Origin of the sequence: Streptosporangium minutum (genome assembly GCF_002149035.1) — a bacterium.
Lineage (GTDB): Bacteria > Actinomycetota > Actinomycetes > Streptosporangiales > Streptosporangiaceae > Streptosporangium > Streptosporangium minutum.
In genome coordinates this window covers 1-21,505 of record NZ_NGFP01000077.1, presented here as the reverse complement: position 1 = coordinate 21,505, position 21,505 = coordinate 1, and the positions used below count along the sequence as shown (strand labels likewise).

The following is a 21,505-nucleotide window of genomic DNA, read 5'->3' as shown; positions in this document are numbered from 1 at the left end:
GCGGCCACACACCCTCGGGTTCCGCGGTGTGGCTCACCCACGTAGCCGTTCCACGGCGGCCCGCGCCGCGGTGCCGATCACCGCGTCGGCGCGGGGCTGGTTCTGCGCGGTGCCGTAGGAGCGGGTGAAGACCGCGACCGCGTAGCGACCGCCGTCGGGGTACTCCACCACGCCGACCTCGTTGCGGACCGTGGGCAGCGTGCCGGTCTTGCCGCTGACCGCGACGTCGTCGTAGGGGAATCCGGCGGCGAGCCGGTGCGGCCAGACCTGCAGGCCGAGCAGCCTGCGCATCGAGGCGCACGAGGCGGCCGAGGCCGCCTCGTCGCGCCAGACCATGCCGAGCAGCCGGGTCATGTCGCGCGGGGTGCTCCGGCTGGTGCGTGCCGGGTCCAGTGCCCGGAGCCGGGTGATCACCGCGGGGTCGGTGGGCATCTCCTCCTGTCCGGCGTCCTCGACGATGCTGGCGAACAGGCCCCGGCAGTCGTGCTCGACCCACGTCCCGTCCAGGCCCTCGGCGGCGAGCATGGTGTTGACCGCCGACAGGCCGACCCTGCCGGCCAGGGTGTCGGCGGCGGTGTTGTCGCTCACCGCGATCATCAGGTACGCCAGGTCGCGCAGGGACATCGTCACGTCGTCGGCCATGGCCGACACCCCGGTGGGCCCGGGAGTGTGGCGGTCCGCCATGACCGTGACCCGTTCGGTCACGTCCAGCAGTCCCGCGTCCGCCTGCCGGAAGAACTCCACCAGCAGCGCCAGCTTGAACACCGAGGCCATGACCACGGGCTCGTCGGCGTCGTGGGCGACCTCGGCCCCGGTGTCCAGGTCCACCGCGTGCAGGAACCCGGTCACCCCGGCCGCGCGGAACAGGCCGCCGAGGTCGGTCACGCCAGGAATCCTGAGGCCGGCCTGGCACGGACGCGCCGCGCAGGCGCCACACCGTCATCGGTCATCCCGGCATTCTCCTTCAGCACTCCTACGGCCACCGCCCCGAAGGCTACGGCAGCGTCCGCCGCCGCTCCCCGCCAGGCCGTGGAGATCCGCCACGCGAGGGGACTGCCCAGCAGCGGCCTCCATCGGAGTCCGGGCAGCTCCACCCGGGGCCCGAAGGCGACGGCCGTACCGGCCAGGACCAGTCCGAGGGTCTGCGCCTCGTGTACTTTCTCCGGGACGAACCCGTGGTGACGGCACTCCGCGAGCGTCTCCTCGTGCAGGCCGGGCTCCCGGGGGAAGAGGACGAGCTGCCGGCCCGCCAGGTCGGCCAGGTGTACCGACGACATCGCCGCGAGCGGATCGGTCTCGGCCAGCACCACGCCGGGGCGCTGGACGAGCACCGGGCCGAAGCTCAGCCCGGGGGCGGTCACCGGGTGGCGGAGCAGGCCCACGTCGAGGGTGCCGTCGGTGAGCGCGATGACCTGGTCGGCGCTCCACATCTCGGCGGGCGCGGGCCGTACGTCGGGCGCGCGGTCGCGGAACCCGGCGATCAGCGCCGCGATCAGCGCGGACCCCAGATCGGGGGTGACCCCCACGCGGAGCACCTCGCGCTCCCCCTGCCCGGCCAGGTCACGCAGCCGGTCCACCCGTGCGACGATCTCGCGGGCCTCGGCCAGCAGCAGCCGGCCCGGCTCGGTCAGCCGGACCTGGCGGCTGGACCGGTCGAACAGCCGTACGCCGAGCTCCTCCTCCAGCCGCCGGATGCGCTGGCTGAGCGGCGGCTGGGCCATGCCGAGCCGGACCGCCGCGTTGCCGAAATGCAGTTCTTCGGCGACGACCGTGAAGTAGCGCAGATGTCGCACGAGATCCATGAACAGCAACTATATCCGTTTCTGTATTGATAATGGCCGCATACCAATATTGGACATCAAGGACATGTCTCTGGTCTTCTCGGTCTGCGAGACAAGGGGACGATTGATGAAGCTGAAATACCTGGCGGCGGCCGTACTGGTGCCGGTCGCCGTGGTCGGCGGAGGCGTGTGGGCGCTGAGCACCCGGGGATCGGCCGAGCAGACGGCCCAGGAGTTCCTGGCGGCCTGGGGCAGGCAGGACTACCCGGCGATGCGGGCGCTCACGGTCGAGCCGCCCGGCGACTTCGACCGCTGGTACAAGCGGTTCCGGACCGATCTGAAGCTGTCGGGGGCCGGCTTCGAGGTCACCGGGAGCACCGACGCCGAGGTCGCCTTCCACGCCGAACTGGACGGGCCGGTGGACTGGGCCTACGACGGCTCCCTGGCACTGGTCGAGCACGAGCGGGCCTGGCGGGTGAAGTGGAGCCCGGCGGCGATCCATCCCCGGCTCGAACCCGGACTGCGGTTCAAGACCGTGCTGGTCAAGGCCGAGCAGGCGCCGATCCTGGCCGCCGACGGGACCCGCGTCGACACCGCCACCGCGCCGGGCTCGGTCCAGCAGCTCGTCGAGGGGCTCAGGGAGAAGTACGCCTCCCGGCTCACCGGCACCTCCTCGGCCCGGGTGGACCTGGTCCGGGGAGACAAGCAGGTCGCCACGCTCGCCACCGCCGAGGCCAAGCCCGGCGAGGAGCTGCGGACCACGATCGACCTGCGCGTCCACCGGGCCGCCGCCGCGGCCTTGGACACGGTGGACAAGCCCGCCTCCCTGGTCGCGCTCCGGCCCTCGACCGGCGAGGTCCTGGCCGTGGTCAACAAGCCCGGCGGGTTCAACCGGGCGCTGCTCGGCCACTACCCTCCCGGCTCGACCTTCAAGGTGGTCACGGCCTCGGCCCTGATCGCCGACGGCATGACCGCCGGCGGGCTCGTGCCCTGCCCGGCCGAGCGGAACATCGGCGGCTTCCCCTTCCACAACGCCGGGTTCAAGGACTACGGCACGATCGCGCTGCGCGAGGCGTTCGCCCACTCGTGCAACACCACGTTCGGGCAGCTCAGCGTGGAGCGGCTCGGCGGGAAGCGGCTGGCCACGGTAGCGGCGAGCTTCGGGTTCGGAGGCCCGGTGGACCCCGGAGTGCCCGCCGTGCGGGCGCAGTTCCCCGACCCGAAGGACGACACCGACCTCGCGTCGGCCTCGATCGGGCAGGGCCGCGTCCTGACGAGCCCGCTGAACATGGCGACCGTGGCGGCGGCGATCGCCGACGGCTCCTGGCGCCCGCCCCGGCTGGTGGCCGCGGACCTGCTGCCGCCGGTCCAGCCGAGGAAACTGGAGCCGGGAGTGGTGCGGGCGCTGCGCACGCTGATGCCCGCGGTGGTGGTGGAGGGCACCGCGAGCGCGGTCTCCTTCCCCCCGGGTACGGCGGGCAAGACCGGCACCGCCGAGTTCGGCTCGGGCAAGGAGCCGCCGTCCCACGCGTGGTTCATCGGCTACCGGGACGACCTGGCGTTCTCGGTGATCGTGGAGGGCGGCGGCGCGGGCTCCACGGTGGCCGCGCCCATCGCGGGCCGCTTCCTCAGCGGGCTCACGGCACCCTAGCCGTCGAAGATCGAAAAGGGGCTGGCGGACCGCGACCGGCACGTGTTCTCCTGAAGGATGAGTGATCCTTTGAACGAACGCGAGCAGGCCGCGGTCGCGCTGGAGATGGTGGCCAGAGCCGCCGGCCCCTACCTCGAATCGCTCGGCGAGCGCCCCGTGCACGACCACGGGGCCGACGGCCTGCTCGACCTGCTCGACGGCCCGCTCCCCGAGCGCGGTGAAGGCACGCTGGACAGCGTCGAACGCCTGCTGCGCGTCGGCACCGAGGCGGCGACGCACTCCTCGGGACCGCGTTTCTTCCACTTCGTCGTCGGCGGCTCCACCCCGGCGGCCCAGGCGGGCGACTGGGTGACCTCCCTGCTGGACCAGGCCGGCGGGCTCTGGCTGACCTCGCCGTTCGCCACCCGGGCGGAGACCGTCGTGCTGCGGTGGCTGAAGGACCTGTTCGGGCTGCCGCGGTCCTACGGCGGCGTGCTGACCCCGAGCGCGACCTTCGCCAACCTCACCGGGCTGGCGTGCGCCCGGCAGTGGTGGGGCGAGCGCCACGGCGCCGACGTGACGGCCGACGGGCTCGCCGGACTGCCGCGGATGCCCGTGCTGGCCGGAGGCTACATCCATCCCAGCAGCCGCAAGGCGCTGCTGACGCTCGGCTGCGGCCGGGACGGCGCCCGCGTCTTCGCCCGGGACGAGGCGGGGCGGGTCGATCTGGAGGCCATGGACCGGGAACTCGGCCGGATCGACGGCCCGGCGGTGATCGTCGGGAACGCGGGCGAGGTGAACGCCGGCGACTTCGACCCCATCGACGACCTCGCGGACCTGGCCGAGCGGCACGGCGCCTGGCTGCACGTGGACGGGGCCTTCGGCCTGTTCGCGGCGGCCTCGCCCCGCCTGTCGCACCTGGTCAAGGGGGTGGAGCGGGCGCACTCGGTGACCTCGGACGGGCACAAGTGGCTCAACGTCCCCTACGAGAGCGGGTTCGCGTTCGTCCGCGACCCGGAGCTCATGGGCCGGACCTTCGGCCCGTGGGGCGCGGCGTACCTGCCGGCCGAGGACGACCCGCACGTCAACTACAACTGCCTGGGCCCGGAGTCCTCCCGCCGCGCGCGTGCGCTGCCCATCTGGGCGACCCTGCGGGCCTACGGCAGGCAGGGCCACCGGCAGATGGTCGAGCGCCACCACGATCTGGCCCTGCGGCTGGGCTCGATCGTCGAGGAGGCCCCCGACCTGGAGCTGCTCGCCCCGGTACGGCTGTGCGTGGTCTGCTTCCGCTACCGCCCGCCCGGCGTTCCCGAGGAGGAGCTGAACGCGCTGAACGCGTGGATCGGCCAGGAACTGCTCGCCGACGGCCGGGTCTACGCCGGGACCACCACCTACCGGGGCATGACCGCCCTGCGACCGGCCATCCTCAACTGGCGCACCACCGAGGCCGACATCGACCTGCTGGCCTCGGTCGTCCGCGAGATCGCCGCCCGCCGTCCGGGATGACCACGCACCGCACGGGACGGCCGCTCGCCGTACGGGAGCGTCATGCGGGACGCGTCGCGGACGGCCGTGCCCGCCGTACGGGAGGATCGCCCGCCGCGTGGGACGGCCCCCGTACGGCGGGCGGGGCGGCTCGGGCGGCGGGCCGTGGAGCGGGGTCCAGCCGGCCTTGCGGGCCGAGGGCCTAGCCGGCCTTGCGGGCCGGTGAGGTGAGCCCGGCCACGGCAGCGACGACCTCCGACGGGTTGGACAGGTCGGGCAGGACCACGTCGGCCCCCGCCTCGTGGAGCTCGGCCGGGAGGGAGCGGCCGGTGGCGACCGCGATCATCGACGCCCCGGCGATCCTGGCGGCCTGGACGTCCCTGGCCGAGTCGCCGATCATCACGGTGTTGCCGCCGTCGAAGGTGCCGCCGTACTTCTGCCTCGCCCGGCCCTGCGCGACCTGGAGCAGGGTGGCCTTGGGGTAGACCTCCTCGCCGTAGCCGCCGACCTCGAAGTCCACGTGCCTGTCCAGGCCGAAGGCGGTCAGCTTGTGCACGGCGTTGCTCTTTATCGTGCCGGTGAGCACCGACTGGACCGTGCCGTCGAGTCTGGCCACGGCCTTCAGCGCGTCCGCCGCCCCGGCCATCGTCCGGCCGTCCTTGGTCAGGCGCTTGCGCCGCGCTCCGAAGGCCTCGCCCAGCGCGTCCAGGAACTTGGGGAGGTGGTCGTCCTCGGCGAGGATCCCGTTGATGGCCAGCGTCTCGAAGACGATCTCCGAGTCCGGGCGGCCGTTGTGCTGGGTCAGCTTGACCAGAGGCCGCCCGGTGACCTTCCGGAAGGCGTCCGCGTACGCCTCGCGGGTGACGATGGACACATCGACCAGCGTGAGATCGACGTTCCAGAGAACGAGCCGGCTAATCGGGGCCTCCCGGAATGGTGCGGATGCCCAGGGTACGGGCTACGGCCGTACCCGGACCGCCATCAATGCCGAAATCATCCGTTTCAGGCGTAGTCGATGGCGTTCGCGAGGGTATCCACGACCGGGACGCCGAACGCCATCAGGTCGCTCCGGCTGGTCATGCCGCCGGTGTAGAGCACGGCCCGCGCCCCGACGTGCTGGGCGGCGTGCGCGTCGTCCACGCTGTCGCCGATCACGAGCACGTCGGCGGGGTCCAGGCCGAGGGCCGCGAGATGGGCCGCCATCGAATCGGCCTTGTGCCCGCCGGACGCGCTGCGCAGCCCGTCGATCCGGGTGAAGTGCCGGTCGATGCCGAACTCGGCGACCTTGGGCCCTAGCCGCTCGTGCGCCCACATCGACAGCAGCGACTGCCTGCCGCCCTCCCGCTCCCAGCTCTCCAGGGTGGAGGCCGCGTCCGCCGCGAGACCGCACTCCAGCATCAGCCGGTGGTAGTTCTCGTGGAAGCCGAGGTCCAGCCTCTCCCACTCGCCGTCGTGGAGCGTACGGCCGAGCATGCGCTCGTAGGCCGTCCAGATCGGGCGGGTGTACACCGCCCGGAAACCGTCGACATCGTAGGAGCCCAGCCCGTAGGGCGCGAACACCTCGTTCGTCGCTCCGACGACGGCGTCGATGTCATGGAAGAGCGTGCCGTTCCAGTCCCACACAATGTGTCTCATATCGCCCTCCAGGATAGTCAGGCCGCGCCGCCGGAGACATCCCCCGACCACCGCCGCGGGCCCCCGGCGGAGCCCTCAGCCGATCAGGTCCGGTATCTCCTGGGTGGCGTACCACAGCAGCTCGTTGGCCTCGGCGCCGTCCAGGACGAACCGGGCGTCGTCATCGCCCCGGTCCGCGGCCGGGAGCGCGACGATCGCGGCCTCGACGTCCTCCACCGCGGACAGGTCGTCCACGTGGACCGCGGCGATGCCTGCCATCGGGATCGCCGCGGCGAGCCGTACGCGGGCACGCTCCTCCAACTCGGCGCCCGCGCTCACGCTCCCGTCCGGCACCTCGGCGGCGATCACCACCCGGCGCGCGGCCACCCGCACGCCGTCGGCGCGGTCGGCGGCCAGCATCCGCAGCGACGCCCTGGCCGCCTCGGTCAGGGCGACGTACTCCAGTTCCTCGGTGTCACCCGAGACGTACCACTCGACCAACGCGGGTGTCACCGCGTAGCCGGTCAGCGGGGCCGGGCCGAGCTCCCCCAGGGTGACCACACGGGCCAGCGCGGGGAGCGTGCACGGCAGGTAGACGCGCATCCATGCCTCGATCTGTTTCTCCGACACCGGCGTCCGGTTCGACGCCGATCATCCATCGAGTGTGCCAGTCCCGGCGACCCGGTCGCGAGATCCGGGGCACGGCACGGGCCGTCAGCGCAGCGGCACGCTGAAAAGCCGCTCCAGCTCGGCGATGGTCAGTTCGGGGTCCCGGTGGTGCACGCCGACGATGCCGAGCGCGCGGGCGGCCGTGATGTTGGCCTCCATGTCGTCCACGAACACGCATTCGGGCCCCGCCAGGCCGACCCTGCCGAGCGCGTGCTCGAAGATCCTCGGTTCCGGCTTGCGCATGCCGACCTCCCCCGAGATGACGATCTCGTCGAAGAAGTCGTCCCAGTCCTCGCGGGGGTACTCGTTGGCCCAGGAGTTGGAGACGAGGCAGGTCCGCAGCCCGGCGGCGCGGGCCTGGCGGAGCATGTCGTACATCGGCTCGACCCGCTGGAACCCGGCGAACATCCTGGCCAGGAGTCCCTCGGCGACCGGCGGCACGCCGTCCGTGGTGACCAGCCTGGCGGCCAGGTCCCGCTCGAAGTCCAGCGCGGAGATCTCACCCCGCTCCAGCGCGTGGACCGCGTTCTCGCCGGTCTCGGAGCCCTCGTAGGCGTGCAGCACCAGCCGGCGCATCACGTCGCGGTAGTGGCCGGCGTCGATCCGGTCGGCGACGATCCATTCGGTGATCGCCTCGGACAGCCCCGTGGTGAGCACGCCACCCCAGTCGATCAGCACGCCCCTGAGCATCCCGCCTCCTCATCTGGAACCGGATCCAGGTTAGGCATGGCCGGTGGGTGAGCCGGAAAGGGGTGGTGCCAAACTGACCGCCATGGACTTCGCGCTCAGCACGAAGGCGGAGGAATACCTCGCCAATCTGACCGATTTCATGGTGTCCCATGTGTATCCCGCGGAGCCCGTCTACCACGGGTGGCGGCTCGCCAAGGGGCACGACGACCACACCCTGCCACCGGTCGTCGAGGAGCTCAAAGCCGAGGCCCGCTCGCGCGGTCTGTGGAATCTGTTCCTGCCCGACGAGTCGGGCATGTCGGTGCTCGACTACGCCAGCCTGGCCGAGGTGACCGGCCGCTCCATCGACCTCGCCCCGGAGGCGCTGAACTGCGCGGCCCCCGACACCGGGAACATGGAGGTCCTGCACATGTTCGGCTCGCCCGGACAGCGGGAGCGCTGGCTCAAGCCCCTGCTCTCCGGCGAGATCCGTTCGGCGTTCGCGATGACCGAACCCGCGGTGGCCTCCAGCGACGCCACCAACATCGCCACCTCCATCACCCGCGACGGCTCCGAGTACGTGATCAACGGCCGCAAGTGGTTCATCACCGGCGCGGCCGATCCGCGCTGCGAGATCATGATCGTGATGGGCAAGACCGACCCGGACGCCCCGACGCACCGCCAGCAGTCGATGATCCTCGTCCCCATGGACACCCCCGGCGTGGAGATCGTCCGCCACCTGCCGCTCTTCGGCTACCAGGAGCAGCACGGCCACTCCGAGATCGTGTTCACCGACGTCCGGGTGCCCGTCTCGAACCTCATAGCGGAGGAGGGCGACGGTTTCCGCATCGCCCAGGCGCGTCTGGGACCGGGCCGCATCCACCACTGCATGCGGGCGATCGGCATGGCCGAGCGCGCCCTGGAGCTGATGTGCTCCCGCGCCGCCAACCGCGTGGCCTTCGGCCAGACCCTCGCCCAGCAGGGCGTCGTCCAGCAGCAGATCGCCGAGTCCCGGCTGGCCGTCGACCAGGCCCGGCTGCTCACCCTGAAGGCCGCCTGGATGATCGACACCGTCGGCGCCAGGGCCGCCGCCGCGGAGATCTCCGCCATCAAGGTCGTCGCCCCCCGGATGGCCTGCGAGGTCATCGACCGGGCCATCCAGGTCCACGGCGGCATGGGCGTCTGCGACGACGTCCCGCTCGCCATGATGTACGCCCAGGCCCGCGCGATGCGCATCTTCGACGGCCCCGACGAGGTCCACATCCGTACGGTCGCCCGCCGGGAGCTCAAGCCCTACCTCCTGTGAGCCCGCCGGGCCTCCCGTCGATGCGCCGGGACTCCCGCCGGTGCCGGGCCTCCCGCCGATGCCGGGCTTTTCGCTGATGCGCCGGGTCTCCCGCCGGGCCTTCTGCGGATGCGCCGGGCGGAGGGCCGCGGACCGGCACAGAGCCGGGAGATTTATGACTCGATGTCCGGTTAACCAGGTGGGTCGCGTTTCGGAACCTCGGTTCGAGGAACGTTATGGAGATGGCCCCAGAGCCAGATAACCGCACGTGGGAGGTGCCATCGGCCTCCCACGCGCGCCACCTGAACCGATGCCTCGACGTCTTCTGAGGAGGGGCCTTGAACGTAGGCCAGAAGGTCCGTGAAACACGCGCCCCCGCATCGTCGAAGTCCGCCACACCTGTCAGGCGCAAGCCCTCGGAGGGCAGGACCGCGCAGGAGACGCCCACGGAACGGGCCGTGGAGCGGCAGCCGGCGGAACACGGGCACGACGGGCCCTCGTTCACGCTGAACCTGCCGATGATGACCGTGCAGTTCCGGCCGCCGCGCCTTCATCTGCCGCACCTGCCGCGCGTCAACCGGCAGGAGGCCGGCCACGCCGTCGACGTCGCCAGGACGTTGCTCCCGCCGCCGGACCGCATGATCTACTACGGCGGGCTCGGCGCGCTCGCGGTGGCGGGGCTGATCGAATGGCCGGTGGCGGCCGCGATCGGAGTCGGGACGCTGGTCGCCCAGCGTGCCCGCGCCGAGCGCCGGCCGGAGAGTCCCGTGTTCCAGCCGGCGGCCCCCTCGGACCGCACGCCCACCGCCGCCCCGACCACGACCGCCTCGGGCCGTGCCTCAGGCGCCCGGACCGCGACCGCCCGCACGGCGACCACCGCCGCAGGCCGTACCCCCGCCACCCGGACCGCCACCTCAGGCACCCGGACCGCGACCGCCCCGGACCGCGGGAGCGCGGCCACGCCCTGACGGCGGTCCGGTGACACGGCCGGTCGGGCCGTGTGCCGCCGCAGCCTGACGGTCCGAGTGTTTCCCTGCTGGAGAGCCGAATGTTGCTGTCGCGTGTGCTCACGCTTTCCACCGAAGCGCTGTGGGGCGCCGTGCCCGACGCGATAAGGAACGCCCTGCCGCGTCCTCGCGGGAGGCGGTCCGCTCCCGGCGGGTTCCACATCGACCTGCGCGCGATCGGCGGGCCGGGCACCGAACGGGTGGCGCGGCGGCTCGAAGAGCTGCTGCTCGCGCTGGACGGGGTGGAACGGGCGGAGGTCAACGGCGCCCTCGCCGCCGTCTTCGTGGGCGGCGACGTCGACCTGGTCGACCTGGACGAGCTGATGTCGATCATCGACGAGCTCGACTCCGAGCAGGATGCCGGGGAGGACCGGGAGCCGGCCTGGGGGTCGTCGCTGTCCAGCGTGGTGGAGCAGCACACCCGCGCGGGCCTCAGGCTCGGCGCGAGCCTGGTCGGGACCGGGCTGGCGTTCGCCGGACGCGCGGCCCACCTGCCACCGCTCTTCCCCACCGCCCCGACCCTGCTGCACCTGGCCGAATCCACCCCGGCGGTCCGCGCCGAGCTGGAACGCCACCTCGGCCGGCCGGCCACCGGCGCGCTGTTCACAACGGCGAACATCGTCGCCGGCACGCTCGCACTGCGCCCGCTGGGGCTGCTGGTCCAGTCCGTCTCCGCCGCCGGCCACTACGCGGAGGCGCGCGGCATGCGGCGGGCATGGGAGACGCACGGGTGGCGGCTGGCCTCCGAAGAGGGCTCCTACCGGCACACCCCGGCACCGAGGAGGCCGCGCCCGGCTCCCCTGGCGCACAGCCCCGTGGAGAGGTTCGAACGCGTCGTGGCCCCGGTGGCGCTGGGCGCGTCGGGGCTGACCCGCATCGTCGGCGCCGGTCACCGGCGGGGGCTGGCCATGCTGGTCGCGACGACGCCCAGGGCCGCGAAGGTGGGCCGGGAGGCCTTCTCCGGCGCGGTCGGACGCGCTCTGGCCAGGCGGGGCACGGTCGTTCTCAACAGCCAGGCCCTCCGTCACATGGACGGCATAGACACGGTCGTTCTCGACGCGGCCCTTCTCGACACGGGCTCCTGGACGATCGACCGCGTCGTGCCGCTCGCCGGCGACATGAACGCCGACGAGCTGCACGCGCGGCTCTACGCCCTGCTCGATCTCACCGACCCCGCTGCCCGGCGGGAACGCGGCACCTGGGCGGCCGGGCCTCTGGCGGACCTGGCGGGACTCCTCCCGGCGGACGCCCCGGAATGGGCGGCTCGGGGCCTCCGGCCCGTCGGCGTGACGCGGCGTGGCCGGCTGGTCGCCGTGGCCGGGCTGGCGCCGGAGGCCGACCCCCTGGCGGAGGCGGTCGTGGCGGCGGCCAAGGGCGGCTGCACCGTCGTGCTGGCGGGAGGCGACCGAGGGCTCGCCAGGCGCATGGCCATCGACGAGGTCGTGCCGGGCGGCTCCCGGCTGGCCGCGTCGGTCCGCGCGCTCCAGGCGGGCGGTCACGGGGTCGCCGTGGTGTCGAGGCGTTCCAGGGCCGCCCTGGCCCAGGCCGATCTGGGCATCGGCGTGCTGGGCCGGTCGGGCCGTGTGCCGTGGGACGCGGACGTGATCGGCGAGTTCGACGGGATCCACCTGCTCCTGAGCTGCCTGGCGCCGGCGAGGAGGACGAGCGAGCGGTGCGTGTGGCTCAGCGTGGCGGGGACGGCCGTCGGGGCCACGCTGACGGCCGCCGGAGCGCGGGAGGCGTCGGTGCGCCGGGCTCAGCTCGTGAACGACTGCACGGCACTGGCCGCGATCGCCCTGGGCGAGTGGGCGGGCCGCGAGGCCGGGCGCGGAGCACCTCCGGTCGGCGCCGACCGCACTCCCTGGCACGCCATGCCGGTCAGGGACGTGCTGTCCCGGCTCGGCTCCTCGCCCTCCGGCATCTCCGAGGCGGAGGCCTTGCGGCGCAGGCCCCAGCCCGGACCGGGCGGGCCCGGCGGCCCCGATTCGCTGCTGCGCGTGTCCGCCCAGGAGCTGGCCAACCCGCTGACCCCGGTGCTGGCGGCGGGGGCGGGCGTGTCGGCCGTGGTCGGCTCGCTCGCCGACTCGGCGCTGATAGGCACGGTCCTGATCGTCAACGCGCTCATCGGCGGGGGCCAGCGGTTCGCCGCCGACCGGGCGCTGCACCGTCTGACCGAGGCGGTCGCGGTCCGCGTACGGCTGCGCCGTCCCCACGCGAACGTGGACGCGGGCGCGACGGCCGGCGACCTCGTGGCGGGCGATGTCGTCGAACTGCGCGCGGGCGACGCCGTACCGGCCGACTGCCGGGTGCTCAGGGCCGTGGGCCTGGAGATCGACGAGGCGGCGCTGACCGGCGAATCCCAGCTCGTCGCCAAGTCACCGGCGCCCGTCAGCGCCTCCGCCGTCGCCGACCGGAGCTCGATGGTCTACCAGGGCACGACGGTGGCGGCCGGCCATGGACTGGCCGTGGTCGTCGCGGCGGGCGAGGCGACGGAGTCGGCCCGGACGGCCCGGCTCACCGCGGGCAGGCGTCCGCCGACCGGCGTGCAGCTGCGGCTGCGGGCGCTGAGCCGGCGGGTCCTCCCGGTCGCGATCGGTTCCGGCGCCGTCCTGCTGGCCGCCGACCTGCTCCGCGGCAGGTCGCTGTCGGAGGCGCTCGCCCCCGCGGTGAGCCTGGCCGTCGCCGCCGTGCCCGAGGGGCTGCCCTTCGTCGCCTCGGCCGCGGAGCTCGCCGCCGCCCGCCGGCTGTCGACCCGTAACACCCTGGTGCCCACCCCCTCCACGATCGAGGCCCTGGGCCGGGTGAACGTGCTCTGCTTCGACAAGACCGGGACGTTGACCGAGGGGCACATCAGCCTCCGGCGCGTTTCCGACGGGCGCGCCGAACGTCCCGTGGAGGAGCTGGTGCCGGGCCTGCGGCGCGTTTCCGACGGGCGCGCCGAACATCCCGTGGAGGAGCTGGTTCCGGGGCTGCGGCGGATCGTGGCCGCCGCGCTGCGCGCGAGCCCTCGCCACGACACCGGGCGGCCCGTCCCCCACCCCACCGACCGTGCCGTACTGGACGGCGCCCGGCGGCTGCGCGTGACGCCCGAGGAGGGGCCGGGCGCCTGGCAACGGGTCGACGAGCTCCCCTTCGAGCCCGCCCGCGGCTACCACGCGGTGCTCGGCCTGAGCGGGTCGCGACACCTGCTGAGCGTCAAAGGCGCCCCGGAGGTCGTGTTCACCCGATGCGCGGCCCTGCTCCGTGAGGGCGGCCCCGTCCCCCTTGACGGGCCCGCCAGGGCGGAGCTCGAAGGGGAGATCGACAGGCTCGCCCGGCAGGGGTACCGGATGCTCGCGGTGGCGGAGCGTCCCGCCTCCGACCGCCGGGACCTCGACGAGTCCCGCATCGAGGGACTGACCTTCCTGGGCTTCCTCTGCCTGGCCGACCCCGTCCGGCCCACCGCGGCCGAGAGCGTCGGCCGCCTGACGCGGGCGGGCGTCCGGATCGTCATGGTCACAGGCGATCACCCGAGCACCGCCGAGGCGATCGCCGCCGAGCTCGGCGTGCTGGACGGCGCGCGGATCATGACGGGGCCGGAGCTGGACGACCTCGACGACGACGCCCTGACGAAGGTGCTGCCGGACGTGACGGTCTTCGCCCGGACCACTCCGGCGCACAAGGTCCGGATCGTCGACTGCCTGCGCCGCTCCGGCATGGTCGTGGCGGTCACCGGCGACGGCGCCAACGACGCTCCCGCGATCCGCGCCGCGGACGTGGGGATCGCCCTCGGGTCCCGTGCCACTCCGGCGGCTCGGGCGGCGGCCGACGTCGTGGTGACCGACGACCGCATCGAGACGATCGTCGATGCGATCATCGAGGGCAGGGCCATGTGGAGTTCGGTCCGCGACGCCCTGAGCATCCTGCTCGGCGGCAACGTCGGCGAGATCGTCTTCGCGGTCGCGTCCAGCCTCCTCACCGGCCGGAACGTGCTGAACGCCCGCCAGCTCCTGCTGGTCAACCTGCTCACCGACATGCTGCCGGCGATGGCGGTGGCCGTCCGGCCCCCGGCGGCGACCAGCCCCGAGAGGCTGCTCGCGGAGGGGCCGGAGGCCTCGCTGGCCGCCTCCCTGACCCGTGACATCTACCTGCGCGCCGCCGTCACGGCGGCCGCGGCCGGCGCCGCGTGGTCGATCGGGCGGATGACCGGCACGCGGGCACGGGCGGACACGGTCGGGCTGGTCGCGCTGGTGTCGGCGCAGCTGTTCCAGACACTGGCCCTGGGCGGCCGGGACCGCGTGGTCGCGCTGGCCTCGCTGGCGTCTCTGGCCGTTCTCGGCCTGACCGTCTCGATCCCGGGCCTGTCCCGGTTCTTCGGCTGCCGCCCGCTCGGGCCCGTGGGGTGGGCCATCGCGTTCGGGAGCGCCGCCGTCGCCACCGTTCTCGGCACGGCGGTCGAGGCCTCGACGCGCGAGATGTCACCGCCCGTTCACTGAACGGCAGGCCCGCGAGCGGGGGGAACACCGGCCCGCGGTCAGCGGGCCCGCTCGTTGATGAGCTGGGCGACCTTGCGGTGCTCGGCCGAGCGCAGCACCCGCTCGGCCTCGGCCGGGTCGGCGACCGGCGCCCTGTCCAGCAGGCCCCGCGCGGCCTTCAGCTTCAGCAGCCGCCGGACGGACTGGTCGAGCCGCGCGGTGGAGATCTTCCCGGACTTCACCGCGGCCAGCACCGCCTCGTAGGCCTTGGGGAAGTCCGGCGGCATCAGCAGCAGGTCCACCCCGGCCTGGACGGCCCGTACGGCCACCTGCCCGTCCCCGTACTTCTTGCGCACCCCCGCCATGTCCAGCGCGTCCGTCGAGACGACCCCGTCGAAGCCGAGCTTCTCGCGGAGCAGCCCGGTCAGGATCGGCTTGGAGAGCGTGGCGGGGTCACCGGACGGGTCGAGCTTGGGCATGACCACGTGGGCGCTCATGATCGCGTCGATGTTCTTGCCGATGGCCGCGGCGAAGGGAGGCGCGTCCAGCTTGTTCCACTGGGACAGGGAGTGCTGGATCACCGGCAGTCCGGAGTGGCTGTCCACGTTGGTGTCGCCGTGGCCGGGGAAGTGCTTGGCCGTACTGGCGATCCCGGCGTCGTGGAAGCCCTGGACCGCGGCGGCGACCATCGGCGCTACCTTCTTCGGGTCCGAACCGTAGGCGCGGGGGCCGATCACCGGGTTGCGCGGGTTGATGTTCACGTCGGCGACCGGGGCGAAGTCGAGGTTGATGCCCAGGGCGCGCAGCTCGGTGCCCGTGACCTTGGCCGCCCTGCGGGCCAGTGAGGGATCTCCGGTCGAGCCGATGACGGAGGCGCCGGGCATCGGGGTGACCAGCGGGGCCATCCGGGAGACCCTGCCGTTCTCCTGGTCGGCGCCGACCAGCAGCGGGATCTCCGGCGACGCCTTCTGCAGCCCGTTGGTCAGCGCCACGACCTGCCGGACGTTCTTGACGTTGTCCGCCCAGGGGAACAGGATCACCCCGCCCGGCCGGTATCTGGCGACCGCCTTGGCCGGGGTGCCGACCCCGAACCGCGCCTGGTTCTCCCCCGACACCGTGTTCGCCGCCGGGCCGTACAGCACCGGCATGAAGAGCTGCCCGACCTTGTCCTCCACGCTCATCCGCGCGAGCACGGCCTCGACCTTGGAGGCTCCCGGGGTCGCGGACGCCGCGGACGTCTCGGACGGCGCGGGGGCGGCGCTCGTGGCCGTGTCGCCGGCCTGCCCCGCGGCCGGCCGGGCGGGCGAGGCCGCCCCCGCTCCCGTGCCGGCACATCCGGCCACCATAGTCACGATCACTGCCAGACCAGTCGTACGAATGCACCGAACCATGGGTCCCACGCTATCCGCGCCGGCGACCTGAGGCGCCGGACCTGACCACTTCATCGGCTCACAGGGCCAGTCCGGCCAGCCCTGGCAGGTGGGAGCGGGCCGCGGCACGCGCCTCCTGCGGGGAGGTCCCGGCCATGGCGGCCCGCGCGGCGAGAAGGCACTGCTCGCGGGTGTGCCGCGACAGCGCGGCCCGTACGGCGGGCAGCGCCGGAGGGGCCATCGACAGCGAGGTGACGCCGAGCCCGGTCAGCACGCAGGCCAGGACCGGGTCGCCGGCGGCCTCCCCGCACACCCCGCACGTCTTGCCGTGCTCGACGGCCCCGGCCACGGCCAGGGCGACCAGGTCGAGCAGCGCGGGCTGCCAGGCGTCCTGCAGCGCGGTCAGCGCGCCCACCTGCCGGTCGGCGGCGAAGGCGTACTGGGCCAGGTCGTTGGTGCCCAGCGAGAAGAAGTCCGCCTCCTCGGCCAGGTCTGCGGCGCGCAGGGCGGCCGCCGGGATCTCGATCATCACGCCTGCGGACGGCAGCCCCGCCTCCTTGCAGGTCGCCACGTACCAGGCGGTCTCCTCGGCGGTGGCCACCATCGGGGCCATCACCTGGAGCTTGGCCGAGGAGCGGGCGGCGGCTCTGGCCAGGGCGGCCAGCTGCGTGCTCAGGATCTCCGGATGCGCCCGGAGAAGCCGCAGCCCGCGCTGCCCCAGCGCCGGGTTCGGCTCCTCCCCCTGCGGGGGCAGGAAGGCGAGCGGCTTGTCCGCCCCCGCGTCGAGCGTCCGCACGACCACCCGGCCGCCCGGGAAGGCGTCCAGCACCTCCAGGTAGGCGGCCTCCTGCTCCTCCCCCGACGGCGCCGTCGTCCGGTCCAGGAAGAGGAACTCCGTCCGGTAGAGCCCGACGCCCTCCGCCCCGTGCTCCAGGGCGCCGTCCACGTCACGCGGCCCGCCGATGTTGGCCAGCAGCGGCACGGCGTGGCCGTCGGCGGTCATCCCGGGCCCGGTGGCGGCGGCGAGCACGGCGTCCCTGGCGGAGGCGGCGTTCCTCGCCGTGGCCACCTCCTCCTCCGAGGGCGCGGGCCGTACGAGACCGGAGACCCCGTCCACCAGCACCGGCGTGCCCGGCGCGATCGAGGTGGCCCCCGGACAGGCGACGACGGCCGGCACCCCCATCGCGCGGGCGAGGATCGCGGTGTGACTGGTCGGCCCGCCCTGCTCGGTGACGAAGGCGGCCACCACGTCACGGGAGAGCAGCGCGGTGTCGGCGGGCGCCAGGTCACGGGCGATGAGGACGTACGGCCGCGCCGCGCGGGAGGGCAGGCCGGGCACCGGCAGGCCCTCGATCACCGCGATGGCGCGGTCCCTGACGTCGTCCAGGTCGGCGGCGCGCTCACCCAGGTATCCCCCGGCGTCGACGAGCATCTCGCGGTACCCGCCGAATGCCTCGTAGACCGCGCGGGCCGCGCTCTTGCCCGCGTCGATCAGGCCGGCCACCCCGGCGGCGAGGCCGGGGTCACGGGCCATCAGCGCCTGGGCGCCCAGGATGTCCTGAGCCTCGCCGCCCGCCCGGACACCCCGCTCCTCCAGGTCGGCGGCGACCTGCTCCAGCGCCCGCGTGGCCCTGTCCCGCTCCGCCCCGGCGTCCCCGCCGTGGCGGGCGCCGGGCGCCGGCACCGGCGTCTCGTACGCGAGAACGTAACCGGGCCCGAAGCCGACGCCCGGACTCACGCCCACCCCCGTGAGCGTAGTCATGGTGCTGAGGCGATGAGGGCGAGCTGGTCCAGGATCTCGTCGGCGCCCTCGCCCTCGGCCTTGATCACCACCGTGTCGCCCTTCCGGACGTCGAGCGACAGGACCGCGAGGATGCTCTTGGCGTTCACCGGCTGCCCGCCCCCCTTGGCGACGGTGACGTCCAGCGGGGCCTTCGCCGCGGTCTGCACGAACGTCGCCGCGGGACGGGCGTGCAGGCCGACCTCGGACTCGACGGTGACTTGGCGCTCGGCCACGTGCTCCTCCTGCAAGAGTCGGCCGGGCGGTCTAGACCGCCCGGCTCACTGATCGGTCGGCGGAGGCCATTGGACCCCCGTCAGATCGGCGACCACGAGATCCGCCGCGGTGAGCTCCGTGCCCGCGTGGGTCGTCGCTATGCCCACACATCTCATACCCGCCGCCTTGGCCGCCGCAATCCCGGCGATCGAGTCCTCGAAGGCGACGCAGTGCGCCGGATCGACGGAGAGCCGCCGGGCGGCCAGCAGGAACCCCTCCGGGTCCGGCTTTCCCACGACCACGTCCTGGGCCGACACGACGGTGAGCACCAGGTCGCGTATCCCGGTCTCCGCGAGCCGCGCCTCCGCCCAGTCCAGGGAGGCGGAGGTGACGACGGCGATCGACGAGCCGTACGCCGAGACCCTGCGGACCAGGTCGGCGGCGCCGGGCACCGGCGCGACGGCGGGCAGGCCGGGATGGTCGTTGAAGGACATGACCTCGCTGATCAGGTCGTCGATCCGCCGGCCGGGAAAGAGGTGGGCCCTCTCGGCCAGGACGTCGCGCCCGCGCCGTCCCATGAAGCCGCGCAGCACGACCTCGTCGTGGCCGACCCCGTGTCTGTCGAGCAGCATCGCCCACATCGCCAGGCTCCGGCGCTCACTGTCGATCAGCGTGCCGTCCAGGTCGAACAGCGCAGCCTTCATGGTCGTCCTCGCCTCCAGGTCCGTCATCCTCGTGGATCGCGCTCCGCGGCCGGCCGCCGCCCGGACTTCCGTACCCACGGACCCCGGGGCCTCATGCCCACAGGAAGAGGTCGTCTCCCGCGCGGACGGCGCCCTGGGCGAGTGTGGTGACGGATCCCTCGGCCGCGTCCAGCGCGACGACGGGGCAGACGGGGGAACGCCCGCCCTCCTCGATCTCCAGCGGGTTCCACACCACCACGGGCTGCCCCGCGCTCACCCGGTCCCCCTCGGACACCAGCAGTCGGAATCCCTCGCCTCTGAGCTGCACGGTGTCGATGCCCAGATGGACCAGGACTCCCCGGCCGTCGTCGCCGACGACGACGAACGCGTGCGGGTGCAGCTTGACGATCTTACCTGTGATGGGGGAGACGGCCTCACCGGGCTCCCTGGCGGGCTCGATGGCCGCTCCTGGCCCGACCAGGCCCTCGGAGAACACCGGGTCGGGTACTGCCCTCAGGCCCACGGCCGCCCCCGCGACCGGGGCCAGAACTGTGGTCATCACACCCCCTCGGCATGTCCCCGCCCGCGTGGGCGGGGACGGCCCCGGCCTCTCAGCCGATGATGTCCTCGATGTCGCTGGCGATCGTGTCCGCCTCCGGGCCCACGACCACCTGGACGATGTTGCCCGCGGCCATCACCCCGTGCGCTCCGGCCGCCTTGAGAGCCGCCTGATCGACTTTGGAGGCGTCGCGCACCTCGGTACGGAGCCGGGTGATGCACGGTTCGATCTCAATGATGTTGTCCACGCCACCGAGCCCCGCGATGATCGCGTCGGCGTTGGCCGCCATGTCGCCCTCCAGTCGTCATCGGTCTTTGACCAGGCTAAACGACGCCGGGGGATCAGTCGGTCTGGGTCACCTTGTTGAGACCGCGGGGCGCGTCGGGGTCGATCCCCAGCCTGCGCGCGAGGGCCTCGGTCAGCAGCTGCCCGGGGACGATGAGGCCGAGCGGGGCGACCCATTCGGGGAGGTCGGGGCCGTTCAGCGCGGCGGTGGCGACCGAGGAGAGCGCGGTGCCGCCACCGACGGTGAAGGCCGAGGCCCCGGCGCCGGTGACCCGCTCGGCGAGCGCCACGGTGCCGGCCAGGGTCGGCCCCACGCCGGCCGCGACCAGGATGGCCGGGGTGTCCTCGTCGACCACGGCGATCGGGCCGTGCAGCAGGTCGGCGTAGGACAGGCCCATGGCGTGCAGGTAGCACGCCTCCTTGAGCTTGAGCGCCAGCTCAAGCGCGGTGGAGAAGGCCAGGCCCCGGCCGGAGACCACGACGCCGGGCTTGTCGGCCAGGCCCTCGACGATCTGCTCCAGGTCGCCGGGCTCCGCGATCAGCTTCTCCACCGCGTCCGGCACCCGCTGCAGGTCGGCGGCGTCGACGTCGGCGCCCAGGCCGAGGCCGAGCACGGCCAGCGCGGCGAGCTGGGTGGTGTAGGTCTTGGTGGCCGGGACGGCCTTCTCCTCGCCCGCGAGCGTGCACAGCGCGAGGTCGGCGGCCTGAGCCAGGGGGCTCTGCTCGCCGCCGTTGGTGATGGCCACCGTACTGGCGCCGCAGTCCTTCGCCCAGGCGAGGGTCTCGACGATCTCCTCGGTCCGGCCGGACTGGGAGAGCGCGACGGCCAGGACGCCGTCGAGGTCCAGCTTGCGCTTGTAGGTGGTGGCGATCGAGGGCGCGGCGAGGGTGGACAGGCGGCCCGTGTGCGCTTCCGCCAGGTAACGGCCGTAGACTGCGGCATTGTCGGAGGTGCCACGGGCGATGAACAGCAGCTGACGGGTCTGTCCCGCGAGCTTCCGCACCTCCCCGACCCTGGGGAGGAGGGCGTCCAGCGTGGCTCGCAACGCAGCGGGCTGCTCGGCGATCTCGCTGCGCATCTTGGTCGTCATCTAGCGCTCATCCTTCGGTTCGGGCCGGCGAGATCGGGCCGTTATCGATCCGTCGCCGGTCCGTACGTTGACACCCTTTTCCGGCCTGTGGTCTAGTCCGGACTAGACCAGTACGAACCATAACTCATCACCACATCTCAGATCGAGGGGGGGAGGATCCCATGGCTCAGATCGACCCGGACAGCCCGATACCGAAATACTTCCAGCTCCGGGAGATCCTCCTCGACCTCATCGAGAACAACGAGCTGGCGATCGGCATGGCGATCCCATCCGAGCGCGAGCTCTGCCAGCGCTTCGGGCTGTCCCGGATGACCGTGCGGCAGGCCGTCGACCACCTGGTCTCCGAGGGCAGGCTGCAGCGCGTCGCGGGCAAGGGCACCTTCGTGGCCCGCCCCAAGATCGAGATGGCCCTCCGGCTGACCTCCTTCAGCGACGAGATGCGCGCCCGGGGCATGGAACCCGGCTCCCGCGACCTGGACCGCCGGGTGGTCAGAGCCAGCGCGCACCTCGCCAGGGAGCTCGGCATCCAGCCGGGGGACGAGGTGCACTTCATCGAGCGGCTGCGCACCGCGGCCGACGAGCCCATGTGCATCGAGCGGGCCCACATCCCGGTCTCCCTCGCGCCCGACCTCGACACCCACGACCTGACGGGCCGCTCCCTCTACGCGCTGCTCGAGACCCGCTACGGCCTGGTGCTCGACGCGGGCGAGCTCACCATCGACGGCGGCATAGCCGACCCCGGGGACGCCGACCTGCTGAAGCTGCCGCGCGGCGGAGCCGTCCTGCTGCTCCAGCGACGCTCCTTCGCCGGAGGCGTCTGCGCCGAACTCGGGGTCTCCACCTACCGCGCCGACCGCTACCAGCTCCGCACGGTCCTGGAAATACCGGCGCGCCGCTCCTGACCTCCTCCCTCCCCCACCCCCTGGA

General features: G+C 73.2%; 19 protein-coding genes. 6 read left to right on the top strand and 13 right to left on the bottom strand.

What is annotated here, in order from left to right; translation table 11 throughout:
* Positions 1-33 precede the first annotated feature (33 nt).
* The gene (locus tag CA984_RS18205) at positions 34-885 is read right to left on the bottom strand and encodes a serine hydrolase (protein ID WP_086573911.1); all 852 of its coding nucleotides are present in this window, start codon (positions 883-885) and stop codon (positions 34-36) included.
* On the bottom strand, positions 882-1,802 hold the full coding sequence (locus tag CA984_RS18200; protein WP_086573934.1) for a LysR family transcriptional regulator: 921 nt from the start codon (positions 1,800-1,802) through the stop codon (positions 882-884). The genes CA984_RS18205 and CA984_RS18200 overlap by 4 nt, the downstream gene beginning before the upstream one ends.
* Positions 1,803-1,908: 106 nt before the next feature.
* On the opposite strand from CA984_RS18200, the gene CA984_RS18195 reads away from it, so the two are divergent.
* Both CA984_RS18195 and CA984_RS18190 read left to right on the top strand, forming a co-directional pair.
* Positions 1,909-3,432 (top strand): penicillin-binding transpeptidase domain-containing protein, encoded by a 1,524-nt coding sequence (locus CA984_RS18195; RefSeq protein WP_086573909.1) that lies wholly within the window; start codon positions 1,909-1,911, stop codon positions 3,430-3,432.
* A gap of 57 nt (positions 3,433-3,489) precedes the next feature.
* Positions 3,490-4,917, top strand: coding sequence for a pyridoxal phosphate-dependent decarboxylase family protein (locus CA984_RS18190; RefSeq protein ID WP_086573907.1), 1,428 nt, complete (start codon positions 3,490-3,492; stop codon positions 4,915-4,917).
* A 181-nt stretch (positions 4,918-5,098) separates the two neighbouring features.
* Here the strand turns inward: CA984_RS18190 and CA984_RS18185 are convergent, their stop codons facing one another.
* The 4 genes from CA984_RS18185 to CA984_RS18170 all read right to left on the bottom strand — a co-directional run bounded on the left by CA984_RS18185 (position 5,099) and on the right by CA984_RS18170 (position 7,869).
* On the bottom strand, positions 5,099-5,815 hold the full coding sequence (locus CA984_RS18185) for an HAD family hydrolase (protein ID WP_031162478.1): 717 nt from the start codon (positions 5,813-5,815) through the stop codon (positions 5,099-5,101).
* An 83-nt stretch (positions 5,816-5,898) separates the two neighbouring features.
* Positions 5,899-6,531 carry an HAD family hydrolase gene (locus tag CA984_RS18180; protein ID WP_086573904.1) on the bottom strand — a complete coding sequence of 211 codons (633 nt, stop codon included), beginning with the start codon at positions 6,529-6,531 and terminating at the stop codon, positions 5,899-5,901.
* A 75-nt stretch (positions 6,532-6,606) separates the two neighbouring features.
* Positions 6,607-7,113 carry a DUF6912 family protein gene (locus CA984_RS18175; RefSeq protein ID WP_086573931.1) on the bottom strand — a complete coding sequence of 169 codons (507 nt, stop codon included), beginning with the start codon at positions 7,111-7,113 and terminating at the stop codon, positions 6,607-6,609.
* Positions 7,114-7,224: 111 nt separating this feature from the next.
* On the bottom strand, positions 7,225-7,869 hold the full coding sequence (locus tag CA984_RS18170; protein ID WP_086573902.1) for an HAD family hydrolase: 645 nt from the start codon (positions 7,867-7,869) through the stop codon (positions 7,225-7,227).
* A gap of 82 nt (positions 7,870-7,951) precedes the next feature.
* On the opposite strand from CA984_RS18170, the gene CA984_RS18165 reads away from it, so the two are divergent.
* From CA984_RS18165 to CA984_RS18155, 3 genes are all read left to right on the top strand, one after another.
* Complete coding sequence (locus tag CA984_RS18165) at positions 7,952-9,154, top strand: acyl-CoA dehydrogenase family protein (protein WP_086573900.1); 1,203 nt, start codon at positions 7,952-7,954, stop codon at positions 9,152-9,154.
* Positions 9,155-9,471: 317 nt separating this feature from the next.
* A complete protein-coding gene (locus CA984_RS46285) occupies positions 9,472-10,101 on the top strand; it encodes a hypothetical protein (protein WP_165781312.1) in 630 nt (209 codons plus the stop codon).
* Between the two features lie 80 nt (positions 10,102-10,181).
* Positions 10,182-14,615: a cation-translocating P-type ATPase gene (locus CA984_RS18155; RefSeq protein WP_086573896.1), complete on the top strand. Its 4,434-nt coding sequence runs from the start codon at positions 10,182-10,184 to the stop codon at positions 14,613-14,615.
* Positions 14,616-14,653: 38 nt separating this feature from the next.
* Here the strand turns inward: CA984_RS18155 and CA984_RS18150 are convergent, their stop codons facing one another.
* From CA984_RS18150 to CA984_RS18120, 7 genes are all read right to left on the bottom strand, one after another.
* The gene (locus CA984_RS18150; protein WP_242676027.1) at positions 14,654-15,952 is read right to left on the bottom strand and encodes a glycoside hydrolase family 3 protein; all 1,299 of its coding nucleotides are present in this window, start codon (positions 15,950-15,952) and stop codon (positions 14,654-14,656) included.
* A 91-nt stretch (positions 15,953-16,043) separates the two neighbouring features.
* Positions 16,044-17,726 (bottom strand): phosphoenolpyruvate--protein phosphotransferase, encoded by a 1,683-nt coding sequence (gene ptsP / locus CA984_RS18145; RefSeq protein ID WP_086573892.1) that lies wholly within the window; start codon positions 17,724-17,726, stop codon positions 16,044-16,046.
* Positions 17,723-17,980: an HPr family phosphocarrier protein gene (locus CA984_RS18140; RefSeq protein WP_086573890.1), complete on the bottom strand. Its 258-nt coding sequence runs from the start codon at positions 17,978-17,980 to the stop codon at positions 17,723-17,725. Before CA984_RS18140 ends, ptsP begins: the two co-directional genes overlap by 4 nt.
* A gap of 45 nt (positions 17,981-18,025) precedes the next feature.
* On the bottom strand, positions 18,026-18,664 hold the full coding sequence (locus CA984_RS18135) for an HAD family hydrolase (RefSeq protein WP_086573929.1): 639 nt from the start codon (positions 18,662-18,664) through the stop codon (positions 18,026-18,028).
* Between the two features lie 91 nt (positions 18,665-18,755).
* Positions 18,756-19,202 (bottom strand): PTS sugar transporter subunit IIA, encoded by a 447-nt coding sequence (locus tag CA984_RS18130; RefSeq protein WP_086573887.1) that lies wholly within the window; start codon positions 19,200-19,202, stop codon positions 18,756-18,758.
* A 52-nt stretch (positions 19,203-19,254) separates the two neighbouring features.
* A complete protein-coding gene (locus CA984_RS18125) occupies positions 19,255-19,491 on the bottom strand; it encodes a PTS sugar transporter subunit IIB (RefSeq protein WP_012888165.1) in 237 nt (78 codons plus the stop codon).
* Positions 19,492-19,543: 52 nt separating this feature from the next.
* Positions 19,544-20,578 carry an SIS domain-containing protein gene (locus tag CA984_RS18120; RefSeq protein ID WP_086573885.1) on the bottom strand — a complete coding sequence of 345 codons (1,035 nt, stop codon included), beginning with the start codon at positions 20,576-20,578 and terminating at the stop codon, positions 19,544-19,546.
* Positions 20,579-20,739: 161 nt separating this feature from the next.
* Here CA984_RS18120 and CA984_RS18115 point away from each other — a divergent pair, with 161 nt between their 5' ends.
* Positions 20,740-21,480, top strand: a complete 741-nt coding sequence (locus CA984_RS18115; protein ID WP_031162498.1) for a GntR family transcriptional regulator — start codon at positions 20,740-20,742, stop codon at positions 21,478-21,480.
* Positions 21,481-21,505: the final 25 nt, after the last annotated feature.